Below are 12,625 nucleotides of genomic sequence, written 5' to 3' on the forward strand. Positions count from 1 at the left end.
CTCAGGTACGCAGGGTTTTATCGCCAACCTGCGGTTGGGTCGATTGCTCCGCCAATTGTTGAGCCAATTGCCGGCCCATGGCTTCAAACTGGAACTCGCGGGCCAGCGCGCGCATGTCTTCCACAAACGCGGCGCACACGGGTTGCAGGGCTTCAATCCTGGCCAGCTGGTTCAGGATGCCGCGGTAGTAGCCGAGGTTCACCACGTCGATCAGGGCCTGCAGGTGTGCGGCCTCCGGCAGCAGCCGCGCCACGGGTACCGGCACGGTCGCGGGAGCTGCCGTTTCGGGCGGCGGCTCATCGAGCCAGCTCAAAGCCAGGCGGCGCTCCAGCCAGTCCAGCAGCTCGGTATGCCGCACCGGTTTCAGGATGAAATCTTCGCTGCGGATGCCCACGTCGTTTTCCAGCCCCTTGTCAAAGGCATTGGCCGACACAATCGCAATGTGAATATCGGTAAGGGCCGGGGCACCGGACTGGCGCAGGCGGCGAATGGTCTCCCAGCCGTCAATGCCGGGCATGGCCAGGTCCATGAAGATCGCGTCGGGACGGTAGCCTGCGGCCAGCAAGTCCAGGCAGTCGTGGCCGCTGGCGGCGGTGCGCAGCTCAAAGCCCATGGGCTCCAGCAAATGAACCAGCAGTTCGCGGTCGGGCTCTTCGTTGTCCACCACCAGCAGCTTGCGGCGCGGGCCCAGGTAGCCGCGCGGCTGGTGCCGGGCGTGCGGCAGCGGGGCGCTCTGGCTGGCACCGGCGTGCGCCTCGGGCAAGAACAGGCGCACGCGAAACGCGGAGCCCACGCCGGGCGTGCTGGCCACCTTCATCTCACCGCCCATCAGGTCCGTCAGCATTTTGGCGATGGTCAGGCCCAGCCCCGCGCCGGGCGCGGCCTCGCTGGCGCTGGCGCCGCGTGCGAAAGGTTCAAAGATTTTCGCGAGCTCGTCTTCGCTCATGCCAGGGCCGGTGTCTTCAACTTCAAGGTGCGCCATCTCGCGTGCATGGCGCAGCCGGAAGGTCACCTGCCCCGTGGCCGTGAACTTGATGGCGTTGCCCAGCAGGTTGATGAGGATTTGTCGCACGCGTTTTTCATCGGCCCGCACCACCTCGGGCAAATTGCCTTCGGCCTCAAACCGGAAGCCCAGGCCCTTGCCCGCGGCCTGCAGCTCGAACATGGCGGCCATCTCGTGCACACAGTCGGCGAAGCGCATGGGCCTGACGTTGAGCGTGAGCTTGCCCGACTCGATGCGGGCGATGTCGAGCGTGCCTTCTATCAGCGAGAGCAGGTGCTCGCCGCCGCGCTTGATGACGTTGACCGCGTGCTTGCGGTGCGGCGGCACCGCTGTGTCTTCACCCATCAGCTGTGCGTAGCCCAGGATGCTGTTGAGGGGTGTCCGCAATTCGTGGCTGATGGCGCTGATGTAGCGGCTCTTGGCCTGGTTGGCCTGGTCGGCCGTGAGCTTGGCCTGCTGCAGGGCTTCGTCGGTTTGCCGGTGCGAATCAATCTCGCGCCGCAGCGCCTGCGTCTGCTCATGCAGCAAATGCGTTTGCCGGTTGGACTCTTCCTGCGCCACCTGGCGGCTCTTGTGCGCCAGCACCAGCCACCACGCCACCAGGCCGGCGATGACCAGCAAGGCCATGTAGGCCTTCAGAAAACCCGAGCGCAGTGCGGATTCGGATGCCAGCTCCAGCGCCCCCAGCGCACGCAGTTCCTGGTGGTACAGCAGGCCAAACACACTGGCCAGCAGCGGCACGATGATCAGCATCAGGAGCAGAAAGTGCCCCAGCCCGGTATCCAGATAGGGCCAGGTGCGGCGCGGCAGCAGCCAGCGCAAAGCCCCTGACCATTGCGCCGACAGGCTCGCGTGGGGCTTGCACAGGTCGCCACAGCGCGCATCCAGCGTGCAGCACAGTGAGCAGATCGGCCCCTGGTAGGCCGGGCAATGGGCCATGTCGGGGCCTTCATAGTCGCGCTCGCAGATCACGCAGCGCCGGGTGCTGTAGCGCCGGTAGCGGCCCGGCCCGGCATCCAGGGCTTCTGAACTGCGCGCCAGGTAGTACTTGCCGCGCGTGGCCCAGGCAATCAGCGGGGCGGTGACGAATGCCGTGCCCAGCGCGATCAGCGCCGAGAACGCCTGGGCCATTTCGCCAAACAAGCCCAGATGCGCCGTGACGGACAACGCCGAGGCCAGCGCCATGGCGCCGACGCCGACGGGGTTGATGTCGTAGAGGTGCGCACGCTTGAACTCAATGCCCCGCGGCGACAGGCCCAGCGGCTTGTTGATCACCAGGTCCGCCACCACGGCCATCATCCAGGCGATGGCGATGTTGGAGTAAAGCCCCAGCACATCGCCCAGCGCCTGAAAGACGTTCATCTCCATCAGCATGAAGGCGATCAGGGTGTTGAACACGACCCAGACCACCCGCCCGGGGTGGCTGTGCGTGACGCGCGAAAAGAAATTGGACCACGCCAGCGAGCCCGCATAGGCATTGGTGACATTGATCTTGAGCTGCGAAATCACGACGAACAAGGCCGTGGCGGCCACGGCCCAGCCGTAGCGCGGAAACACATACTCGTAAGCGGCCAGGTACATCTGGTTGGGGTCTACCGCCCGCTCCACCGGCACCATGTGCGTGATGGCCAGGTAAGCCAGCAGGGCGCCGCCCAGCATTTTGACCACGCCCAGAATCACCCAGCCCGGCCCGCCAACCAGGGTGCCCATCCACCAGCGGCGCCGGTTTTGCGCGGTTCGCGCCGGCATGAAGCGAAGGTAATCGGCCTGCTCCCCCATTTGGGTGATCAGCGCAATGCCTACGGTCAGTGCAGCACCAAACAAGTGCACATCAAATTGCGAACCTAAACCCCTATCACCTTTGTAGTGCGTGATACCGGCAAACGCACCAGGATCGCGCACAAAGACATAGGCAAAGGGAATGACCAGCATCAGCAGCCACAAGGGTTGCGTCCAGACCTGCAAGCGGCTGATGGCCGAGACACCGTGCGTGACCAGCGGAATGACCACCAGCGCGCACACCAGATAGCCCCAGCTCGGCGGAATGCCCAGCGCCAGCTCCAGCGCATAAGCCATCACGGCTGCCTCGAGGGCAAAAAAGATGAAGGTGAACGAGGCGTAGATCAGCGACGTGAGCGTGGAGCCGATATAGCCAAAGCCGGCGCCCCGCGTGAGCAAATCCATGTCCACCCCATAGCGGGCGGCATAAATGCTGATGGGCAGGCCGGCCAGGAAAATGATGAGCCCGGTGCAGACAATGGCCCAAAATGCATTGGTAAAGCCGTACTGCACCAGCAGCGTGGCGCCGACGGCTTCCAGGATCAGGAAGGAGGCCGCACCAAACGCGGTGTTGGCGACCCGCCACTCAGACCACTTTCGAAAGCGCTGCGGGGTGAAGCGCAGGGCGTAGTCTTCCATGGTTTCGCTGGCCACCCAGCTGTTGTAGTCGCGCCGGACCTTGATGATGCGCTGCACCGCCACTTCGGAGGGTGAAGCGGTCGTGGGCTCAGAAAGAGGGGGCGGCTGGCCCGTGAGGTCCATGGGTTTTCAAATGGGATGCATCTGTGCCAGGTGCAGGTTCCATGCCACGGCCGTCAGCGCCCCCTGTTAACACCTGCCAGGGGGGGGTTGACCAGGCGCTGCAATGGCACCATTCTTGCACCCTGATGGAGCAAACAAGACGCCAGACAGACCCGGAGAGACCATGGAATTGACGCCCCGAGAAAAAGACAAGCTGCTGATTTTTACAGCCGCTTTGCTGGCCGAGCGCCGGCGCGCGCGCGGCCTGAAGCTCAACTACCCCGAGGCCGTGGCCCTGATCAGCGCCGCCGTGATGGAAGGTGCGCGTGACGGCAAAAGCGTGGCCCAGCTCATGAGCGAGGGGCGCACGGTGCTGACACGCGCCGATGTGATGGACGGCATTCCCGAGATGATCCCCGACATCCAGGTGGAAGCCACCTTCCCGGACGGCACCAAGCTGGTCACGGTTCATCAGCCCATTGTTTGACGCACAGAACGCACAGAACCCACTCAACCGCCTGCACCATGAACATCCAAAACGCTCTCAAAAAAGTAGCTGCTTTCGCAATAACGACGGGGGCTGGAGCCTCATTTGCCCATGAAGGTCACGCAATGGCAGGAACGCACTGGCACGCAACGGATGCCTGGGGCTTCGCGGCCTTGGGCGGCATGATTGTTGTGGCTATCTGGCTCTCCAATAGCGGCAAGTGAGGCAAGCATGATTCCCGGCGAACTGTTCACCGACGGCCCCGACCATGTGCTCAACGCGGGGCGCCGCACACTGACCCTGGTCGTCCAGAACACGGCAGACCGGCCCATCCAGGTCGGCTCGCACTACCACTTTGCCGAAACCAACGGTGCGCTGGGCTTTGACCGGGCCGCCGCCCGCGGCATGCGGTTGAACATCGCCTCGGGCACGGCGGTGCGTTTTGAGCCGGGCCAGCAGCGTACTGTGGAGCTGGTGGATTTTGCGGGCGAGCGCAAGGTGTTTGGTTTTCGCGGGCAGGTCCAGGGACCGCTCTGAGTTTCGGCCAGCCAAGGAATGGTGATGTTGACGCTGTTTGTTTCCGCTTTCGTTCTCGGTATCGCCTTTAACGCGGCCCCCGGCGCCGTGTTTGCCGAGACCATCAGCCAGGGCGTGCGAGGCGGCTTCCGGCCGGCATTGGCTGTGCAGCTCGGCTCGCTGGTGGGAGACGCGACATGGGCCATCCTGGGTCTGGCCGGCATCGGCATAGCCTTGCAGTTTGATGCGTTGCGCTGGCCCGTGGGACTGGTCGGAGCCGCATACCTGTTCTGGCTCTCATGGGCCAGCTGGAAAACGGCAAAGGTGGAGTATTCGGTGGACGCGACGCCGGAGCGGAGCGCCAAGCAGGCCTTGAACAAGGGGATGATGCTTTCGCTGACCAATCCGCAAAACATCGCTTACTGGGCAGCCATGGGCGGTGCACTGGGGGCAGTCGGCGTCACGCATCCCAAAACTGCGGACTATGCGGTGTTTTTTGCCGGCTTCATGGTTTCTTCGGTGGCGTGGTCATTCTTTTGCGCCGCCGTTGTTGACAGGCTGTTCCGCCGTGCGGGCAAACGCTGGGTGAGCTTCACTTACCGCCTTTGCGCCACGGTGCTGCTGGCCCTGGCGCTGGGCACCTTGCGCGACCTGATCTACCCGGCGCAGTCAACCACGCCCCCGCAACACAAACCAATGCCCGTTCAGCGCTAGTTCAATCGGTCATTTGAATCAAGGAAAGAAGATGGCAACCATTGGCAGACGCGCCTACGCAGAAATGTTCGGCCCCACCGTGGGCGACCGGCTGCGGCTGGCCGACACCGACCTGATGGTGGAGGTGGAAGCCGACTACACCCTGCGCGCCGGCAGCTACGGCGAAGAGGTGAAGTTTGGCGGCGGCAAGACCATACGCGACGGCATGGCACAAAGCCAGCGCACGCGTGCCGAGGGTGCGATGGACTGCGTGATGACCAACGCGCTCATCATGGACCACTGGGGCATCGTCAAGGCCGACATCGGCCTCAAGGGCGGGCGCATTGCGGCGATTGGCAAAGCCGGCAACCCCGACACGCAACCCGGGGTGGACATGATCATTGGCCCCGGGACCGAGATCATCAGCTGCGAAGGCATGATCGTCACCGCCGGCGGCATTGACTCGCACATTCATTTCATTTGCCCGCAGCAGATTGAAGAAGCCCTGGCCTCGGGCGTCACCACCATGATGGGGGGCGGCACCGGCCCGGCCACCGGCACCTTTGCCACCACCTGCACACCCGGGCCCTGGAACATCGAGCGCATGCTGCAGGCGGCCGACGCCTTCCCGATGAACCTCGGCTTTCTGGGCAAGGGCAATGCCAGCCTGCCCGCCGCGCTGCACGAGCAGATCGATGCCGGTGTGATTGGCCTGAAACTGCACGAAGACTGGGGCACCACGCCGGCAGCCATCAGCAACTGCCTGGACGTGGCCGAGGCAAGCGATACCCAGGTGGCCATTCACAGCGACACGCTCAATGAATCAGGCTTTGTGGAAAACACCATTGCCGCCACCAAGGGCCGCACACTGTGCGCCTTTCATACCGAAGGGGCCGGCGGCGGCCACGCGCCCGACATTCTGCGCGTGGTGGGGGAGCAGAACTTTCTGCCCTCCTCCACCAACCCGACCATGCCCTACACCGTGAACACGCTGGACGAGCATGTGGACATGCTCATGGTGTGCCACCACCTGGACCCGGCGATTGCCGAGGACCTGGCTTTTGCCGAGAGCCGCATCCGCAAGGAGACGATTGCGGCCGAAGACATCCTGCATGACCTGGGCGCCATCAGCATGTTCAGCTCGGACTCCCAGGCCATGGGCCGTGTGGGCGAAGTCATCATCCGGACCTGGCAGACCGCCCACAAGATGAAGCAGCAAAGAGGGTGGCTCGCCCCCGGCCCTCACCCTCAATCCCTCTCCCAGGGGGAGCGGGAAGCGCCTGGTTCCGCTGCGCAGGAAAGCAGCAGGAATGACAACTTTCGCGTCAAGCGCTACATCGCCAAGTACACCATCAACCCGGCCATCGCCCATGGCATTTCCCATGAAGTCGGCTCCATTGAGCAAGGCAAATGGGCCGACCTGGTGGTCTGGAAGCCGGCGTTCTTCGGCATCAAACCCGCGCTGATTTTGAAGGGCGGCTTTATTGCCATGGCCGCCATGGGCGACCCCAACGCATCCATCCCCACGCCGCAGCCTGTGCACTACCGCCCCATGTTTGGCGCCTTTGGCGCTGCCACGGCGAAGGGCTCGCTGACCTTTGTGTCGCAAGCCGGCATGGCAGCCGGCATCAAGGAGCGGTTTGGGCTGGCCAAAACGCTCAGTGCCGTCAAGGGCATACGCGGTGTCCGCAAACGCCACATGGTTCACAATGACTACACTCCCAAAATGGAAGTCGATGCGCAGACTTACCTGGTGCGGGCCGACGGCCAGCTGCTCACCTGCGAGCCGGCCCGCAGCCTGCCCATGACACAGCGCTACTTTTTGTTCTGAGCATTTCCGATGCTGCAAGTATCCAAACTCATTGCCCAGGGCGCGGGTCTGGCCCCTGCACTGTTAAAGCGGGCGACCACGGTGGAACTGGATTGGGACGTCCGCCAGAAAAGCCGCTTTGACGCCACCGACTCGCAAGGGCGCACGCTCGGCGTTTTTTTGCCACGCGGCACGCAGGTACGCGGCGGCGATGTGCTGGTGGCGGAAGACGGCTCCATGATCCAGGTGGTGGCCGCGCCCCAGACCGTGCTGCGCATCACCCACTGCGCGGCGCATGGCACGCCGTTCGACCTGACGCGTGCGGCCTACCACCTGGGCAACCGACATGTGCCGATCGAGCTCAAACCCGATCATTTGAAGATAGAGCCTGACCATGTGCTGGCCGACATGCTGCGTGCCATGCATTTGATCGTCAACGAGGTCAACGAAGCGTTTGAACCCGAAGGCGGCGCTTATGCGTCCGCTACTGCGGGCGGGCATTCTCATGGCCACGCGCATGGTGCGCACGACCACGACCACAAGCACTGATCACCGATGCGTACCGTTCCTGGCCGGGTCCGACGGCTCCCCTCACGCCCGCGGCACACCGATAGCGCACTGCCTGCGACCAGCCTGCTGCAGCTGATCTGGCTGGCGTCTCCGGCCCTCCCGGTCGGCGGATTCTCTTACTCGGAAGGGCTTGAGACCGCCGTGGAACGTGCAGGAGTAGCTACAGAAAGCATAGCAACTCAATGGTTGACCGATCAGCTGCACCTGACCCTGGCGCGCGCAGAGCTGGCCGTGCTTGCCAAGGCCGTGCCGGCCTGGCGCCGTGGTGACCTGCCGCACCTCCAGGCCCTCAACGACTGGGTGCTGCAGACCCGCGAAACCAGCGAACAGCGCCTGCAGACCGAGCAGATGGGGCGCTCCTTGCTGGAGTGGCTGCGCAACCACCCGGACAGCCAGCCGGAGCAGATAGTCGCGTGCGCCCAATGGCATGCCACTTACCCGGTCGTCTACGCGCTGGCGGCCTCGCAAACGCAAGCCAGCTTGCGCGATTGCCTGCTGGCCTACGCCTTTGGCTGGGCCGAAAACATGATGCAAGCCGCGCTCAAGTCGGTGCCGCTGGGCCAAAGCTCGGGGCAGCGCATACTGGCCCAGCTCGCCGACAAAATTCCCGCTGCCGTGGCGCACGCGATGAGCCTCATGGACAGTGAGCGCCAGGCGTTCTCGCCCATGCTGGCCATCCTGTCATCGCAACACGAAACCCAATACTCGAGGTTATTCCGCTCATGATCGCAGCACAGAACCACTTCAAGAACGTGGGGTCGCCATGAATCTGCACCACATTGCCAACCGCACCAAAAAGCTGCCTCCCCTGCGCGTGGGCATAGGCGGGCCCGTCGGCTCCGGCAAGACCACGCTGCTGGAAATGCTGTGCAAGGCCATGAAGGACAAGTACGACCTGGTGGCGATCACCAACGATATCTACACCAAGGAAGACCAGCGCCTGCTGACAGTCAGCGGGGCGCTGCCGGCAGAACGCATCATGGGTGTGGAAACCGGCGGCTGCCCGCACACCGCCATCCGCGAAGACGCCTCCATCAACCTCGAGGCGATTGACCGCATGCTGGTGGATTTTCCCGATGCCGACGTGGTGTTTGTCGAATCGGGCGGCGACAACCTGGCTGCCACCTTCAGCCCCGAACTGAGCGACCTCACGATTTACGTGATTGACGTGGCAGCCGGCGAGAAAATCCCGCGCAAGGGCGGCCCCGGTATCACCAAAAGCGACCTCTTCGTGATCAACAAAACCGATCTGGCCCCCTATGTAGGGGCGGATCTGAAGATCATGGAAGCCGACACCATCCGCATGCGCACCACGCCCAAGGGGCTCAAGCCCTTTGTCATGACCAACCTCAAGACCAGCGCCGGCCTGTCGGAAGTCATTGCCTTCATCGAAACCCGGGGCATGCTGCAAGCGACCTGATTTGCGCTTTTTTCACGCCCACCGCCAGGCTTTGCGGCCAGCGGTTAAACTATTGGGCTTGGAAGCTTGGCAGAGCGGTTGAATGCAGCAGTCTTGAAAACTGCCGAGGATGCAAGTCCTCCGTGAGTTCGAATCTCACAGCTTCCGCCAGTCCGCTCGTTACGCGGGCCTGGCGAGGACGGTCCAGCCGTTCCCAGCCCCCAACGTCGAGAACCTCACCGGCAAGAACCGCTCGATCACTTCGAAGTTGGTTCTCGCGTGCGGGGTCAGCTCCGTGCAGGTGTAAGAGGCCTCGCATTGGCCCTTCCACACGGCGAGGGCCAGCGGTAGTGCCCACTGGTCGGCCAAGTGCGGGCCGAGCGCTGCTTCGCATACCTGATAAGCCCGCACCTCGCGCACAAGGTCGCGCGCGACCTTCTCGGCGCTGACGCCCTTCTCACCGAATTGAGTGAAGACCTCGCTGAGGTTCTCATACACGAGCGTTGCCATCAAGGCATTGCCAGGCCCTTCGTTCTGGCGGGCAGGCGCCTCGCGCAACTGATCGGTACTCCAACCGAGGGCAGCCCCCAGTTGCTCGAGCTCACGCCGGGCGACGGATCGGGGTAACGCCGGCGCGAAGCACTCGGCGAAACCCTCCACCTTGGCGCCGCGGTCCTTCAGGTCAAAGGGCCGTAGCTTATCTTGGGCAGGCCAAATCGCAACCTCGATTTCACCACCGCCGGCCGGGTAGAAACCCAGTCGGCGCAGCGTGAGCTCGACGTTGGCGCCGAGCCTGCGCATCAGCGGCGCATAGCTGCGTTCCAGGAAATGGAACGGAGGGGCCATCGGGTTGTGGGTGCCCCCGCCCAGCTTGAGGCGGCTGGGCGCATCGGCCATCAGCAGTGCTGGCCAGACGGTCTGCAGCACCAGCGTGCAGCTGCCCGCCGTGCCGACGTTGAAGCTGTAGTCACCCGCGCGCACCGAGCCCGGCGCGAAAGACAGTAACTGGGAGTTCAGCTCGATCCCATGAACCTCGGCGCCACAGACTTCGGCGGCAGCATTCACGCAGGTCAGATGCTGGCGCATCAGGCCGGGCTTTGCGCGGCCGGAGCGAATCTTGGTCAACGTGAAGGGCAGGCCCGTGCACATAGACAGGGCCAGCGAAGTGCGCAGGATTTGTCCTCCGCCCTCGCCGGCAGAGCCATCGATTTCGATCATTGTTCTTCTCTTGTTGTTCTAGTCCTGGGAATCAAAGTGCAGCACCGCGTCATGCAGATACTGGTCGAGTTGACGCCCGTCTGCCTTCGGTCCCTTGTCAAGGGTATGTGCCATCGCGGCAGCCAGTTCCGCCTCGATGAAGTCGTGGATTCCCACCCAGCGCGGGCTCGTCGCCGACTCACCCGCACGCATCTTGACCTCAAGCAGCGCGTTGATTTCGTCCAGCACGGCACGGTCAGTTAACGCCTCACCCGCCAGCTCCGCGAAGCGCATGGGAGGAACGCCTCGTCCTTCGCGTATCCAGCGCGCGGCCAGCAAGGGCCGCAAGACATACAGATACTTCTTGTACCGGACGACCTCGCCGTAGAGGTGCTCCCGCAGGTTCTTCTTGGCCATCGACACATAGTGGTGATAGCCCCGGACGGGCGAGAAACCCTCTTCCGCCAGCACTCGAAGGCGGTCCGCCCAGTGCGTCTCTTGCCGGTAGATGATGGGTGAGCGCAACCATTCGAGCAGCGTCGGGTTGGACTCGCGCAGCAGCTGGAGCGTCTTGCGCAAGTCCCAGCCATTGATGTCCAGATCGCCGCTGATGGGCTGCTCGATGACGTCGCGGCCGGGCTCGACCGTCAAGTACCAGGGCAGCCGATTGACGTAGACAAAACGCACGTCGTAATCGCTATCAGGCGAGGCAAAACCCCAGCCACGGCTGCCGGACTCGCAGGCGAACAGCACCTTCACCTGGTGCCGTTGCTCCAACGCTGCGAGGTTCTCCAAGACGGTGGCGCGCATCTCGTCCGAGACGGGGTGCGCGCTCAACACGGTTTCTTCTTTCATGCTCTCACTCCCCAAGTTCATTCTCGTGGGCGGGGTGAGAGCACGAAGCTCTCACCCGCTCAACCCTTCACGCACACCACCTGCTTCAAGGTGTGCACCACTTCCACCAGGTCAGTCTGCGCAGCCATGACCGCGTCGATGTCCTTGTAGGCCATCGGAATTTCGTCGATGACATCGGCATCCTTGCGGCACTCGACACCCTCGGTCGCCTTGACCTGGTCCTCGACCGTGAACATCTTCTTGGCCTTGGTACGGCTCATCACGCGACCGGCACCGTGGCTGCAGCTTTCGAAGCTCTCCGGATTGCCCAGGCCGCGAACGATGTAGCTGCGTGCGCCCATGCTACCCGGGATGATGCCCATCTCGCCGCGCTTGGCGCTCACCGCGCCCTTGCGGGTCACGAAGACGTCCTGGCCGAAGTGGCGCTCCTGCTGCACATAGTTGTGGTGGCAGTTCACCGCCTCGACATGCGACTCGAAAGGCTTCCCGATGACCGTGCGGACTGTGGCGATCAGGTTGGCCATCATCACCTCGCGGTTCTTCATCGCGAACTTCTGCGCCCAGGACACACTCCTCACATAGTCGCCGAAATACTGGGCACCTTCCTCGAAGTAGGCCAAGTCTTTGTCGGGCAGGTTGCGCTGATGGCGCTCCGCGTCCTTCTTGGCCAGCTCGATGAAGTGAGTTCCGATGGCGTTGCCCACGCCGCGCGAGCCCGAGTGCAGCATGAACCAGACAAATCCAACTTCGTCGAGGCAGACCTCGATGAAGTGGTTGCCCGTGCCCAGCGTGCCCAGGTGTTTGCGGTTGTTCGTGTTCTTCAGGCGCGGGTGCAGTTCGCACAGCGCGTCAAACTCGTCGACCAGCGTAGCCCAGACCTGGTCCACCGTCTCGGGCGGGTTCTCCCAGCTGCCGGGGTCGCGACCGCGATGCTTGGGCGCGGAGCCATGCGGAACCGCCTGCTCGATGGCCGAGCGCAGCGGTCCCAGGTTGTCCGGCAGGTCCTCGGCACGCAGCGTGGTCTTCGCAGCCATCATGCCGCAGCCGATGTCCACGCCAACGGCGGCGGGAATGATGGCCTTGAGGGTCGGAATCACCGAGCCGACGGTGGCGCCAATGCCCAGGTGCACGTCCGGCATGGCCGCGATGTGCTTGAACACGATGGGCAGGCGCGCAGCGTTGGCAAGCTGTTGCTTGGCCTCTTCCTCGACGGGGACGCCCTTGGTCCACATCTTCACCGACACACCGCCGGGGACGTCTTCAATGTTGTAGTTCTGGTCTGACATGTTCTTCTCCACAAAAAGTGCGATGACAAGGGTCGATGAAATCTTTACTCCGCCATCCATTGCTGGACCGGGATTCGGACCCGGGCGCCTCAAGATTTCTCTTGAGACACGCAGCTTGCGCCGCGTGCGTCTACCTGTAATTCCATCTGCATTCACCGCGAAAAGGTGACGCCTTGCTGCGACAAGGTCTTGGTGAAACGTCGTGCTCTACCACTGAGCTACGGCCCCTTGATGGAAGCCGGCGGGACTCGAACCCGCGACACCGAGATTAATAGTCTGTAGTTCCACC

11 protein-coding genes, 1 tRNA gene and 1 pseudogene are annotated in these 12,625 nt (G+C 63.3%); 9 read left to right on the plus strand and 4 right to left on the minus strand.

Annotated features, from left to right (window positions below):
• Position 1: 1 nt before the first annotated feature.
• Positions 2 to 3,544 (minus strand): hybrid sensor histidine kinase/response regulator, encoded by a 3,543-nt coding sequence (locus V6M61_RS14845; RefSeq protein WP_442957787.1) that lies wholly within the window; start codon positions 3,542 to 3,544, stop codon positions 2 to 4.
• A 163-nt stretch (positions 3,545 to 3,707) separates the two neighbouring features.
• Here V6M61_RS14845 and V6M61_RS14850 point away from each other — a divergent pair, with 163 nt between their 5' ends.
• The 9 genes and pseudogenes from V6M61_RS14850 (at position 3,708) to V6M61_RS14890 (ending at position 9,169) form a co-directional block, all read left to right on the plus strand.
• Positions 3,708 to 4,010 carry an urease subunit gamma gene (locus V6M61_RS14850; protein WP_332777358.1) on the plus strand — a complete coding sequence of 101 codons (303 nt, stop codon included), beginning with the start codon at positions 3,708 to 3,710 and terminating at the stop codon, positions 4,008 to 4,010.
• A 38-nt stretch (positions 4,011 to 4,048) separates the two neighbouring features.
• Positions 4,049 to 4,234 (plus strand): hypothetical protein, encoded by a 186-nt coding sequence (locus V6M61_RS14855; RefSeq protein ID WP_332777359.1) that lies wholly within the window; start codon positions 4,049 to 4,051, stop codon positions 4,232 to 4,234.
• Between the two features lie 7 nt (positions 4,235 to 4,241).
• Positions 4,242 to 4,547, plus strand: coding sequence for an urease subunit beta (locus V6M61_RS14860; RefSeq protein WP_332777360.1), 306 nt, complete (start codon positions 4,242 to 4,244; stop codon positions 4,545 to 4,547).
• A gap of 24 nt (positions 4,548 to 4,571) precedes the next feature.
• Positions 4,572 to 5,240, plus strand: a complete 669-nt coding sequence (locus V6M61_RS14865; protein WP_332777361.1) for a LysE family translocator — start codon at positions 4,572 to 4,574, stop codon at positions 5,238 to 5,240.
• Positions 5,241 to 5,271: 31 nt separating this feature from the next.
• Positions 5,272 to 7,050, plus strand: a complete 1,779-nt coding sequence (ureC, locus tag V6M61_RS14870) for an urease subunit alpha (RefSeq protein WP_332777362.1) — start codon at positions 5,272 to 5,274, stop codon at positions 7,048 to 7,050.
• Positions 7,051 to 7,059: 9 nt separating this feature from the next.
• Positions 7,060 to 7,575 (plus strand): annotated as a pseudogene (gene ureE / locus V6M61_RS14875) (urease accessory protein UreE); the annotation flags it as partial.
• Positions 7,576 to 7,584: 9 nt separating this feature from the next.
• On the plus strand, positions 7,585 to 8,325 hold the full coding sequence (locus V6M61_RS14880) for an urease accessory protein UreF (protein ID WP_332777363.1): 741 nt from the start codon (positions 7,585 to 7,587) through the stop codon (positions 8,323 to 8,325).
• Between the two features lie 37 nt (positions 8,326 to 8,362).
• Positions 8,363 to 9,019: an urease accessory protein UreG gene (gene ureG, locus V6M61_RS14885; RefSeq protein WP_332777364.1), complete on the plus strand. Its 657-nt coding sequence runs from the start codon at positions 8,363 to 8,365 to the stop codon at positions 9,017 to 9,019.
• A 60-nt stretch (positions 9,020 to 9,079) separates the two neighbouring features.
• Positions 9,080 to 9,169: transfer RNA gene (locus V6M61_RS14890), tRNA-Ser, on the plus strand.
• Between the two features lie 9 nt (positions 9,170 to 9,178).
• Here V6M61_RS14890 and rtcA read toward each other — a convergent pair.
• From rtcA to V6M61_RS14905, 3 genes are read right to left on the minus strand one after another with little or no spacing between them, the layout of a single operon-like run.
• Entirely contained in the window at positions 9,179 to 10,216 is a 1,038-nt protein-coding gene (rtcA, locus tag V6M61_RS14895; RefSeq protein WP_332777365.1) for an RNA 3'-terminal phosphate cyclase, read from the minus strand.
• Positions 10,217 to 10,234: 18 nt separating this feature from the next.
• Complete coding sequence (locus V6M61_RS14900) at positions 10,235 to 11,050, minus strand: nucleotidyltransferase domain-containing protein (protein ID WP_332777366.1); 816 nt, start codon at positions 11,048 to 11,050, stop codon at positions 10,235 to 10,237.
• 59 nt (positions 11,051 to 11,109) lie between these two features.
• Positions 11,110 to 12,336, minus strand: a complete 1,227-nt coding sequence (locus tag V6M61_RS14905) for an RtcB family protein (protein ID WP_332777367.1) — start codon at positions 12,334 to 12,336, stop codon at positions 11,110 to 11,112.
• Positions 12,337 to 12,625 lie beyond the last annotated feature (289 nt).

The sequence above is a fragment of the Polaromonas sp. genome (assembly GCF_036676035.1).
Taxonomy (GTDB): domain Bacteria; phylum Pseudomonadota; class Gammaproteobacteria; order Burkholderiales; family Burkholderiaceae_C; genus Polaromonas.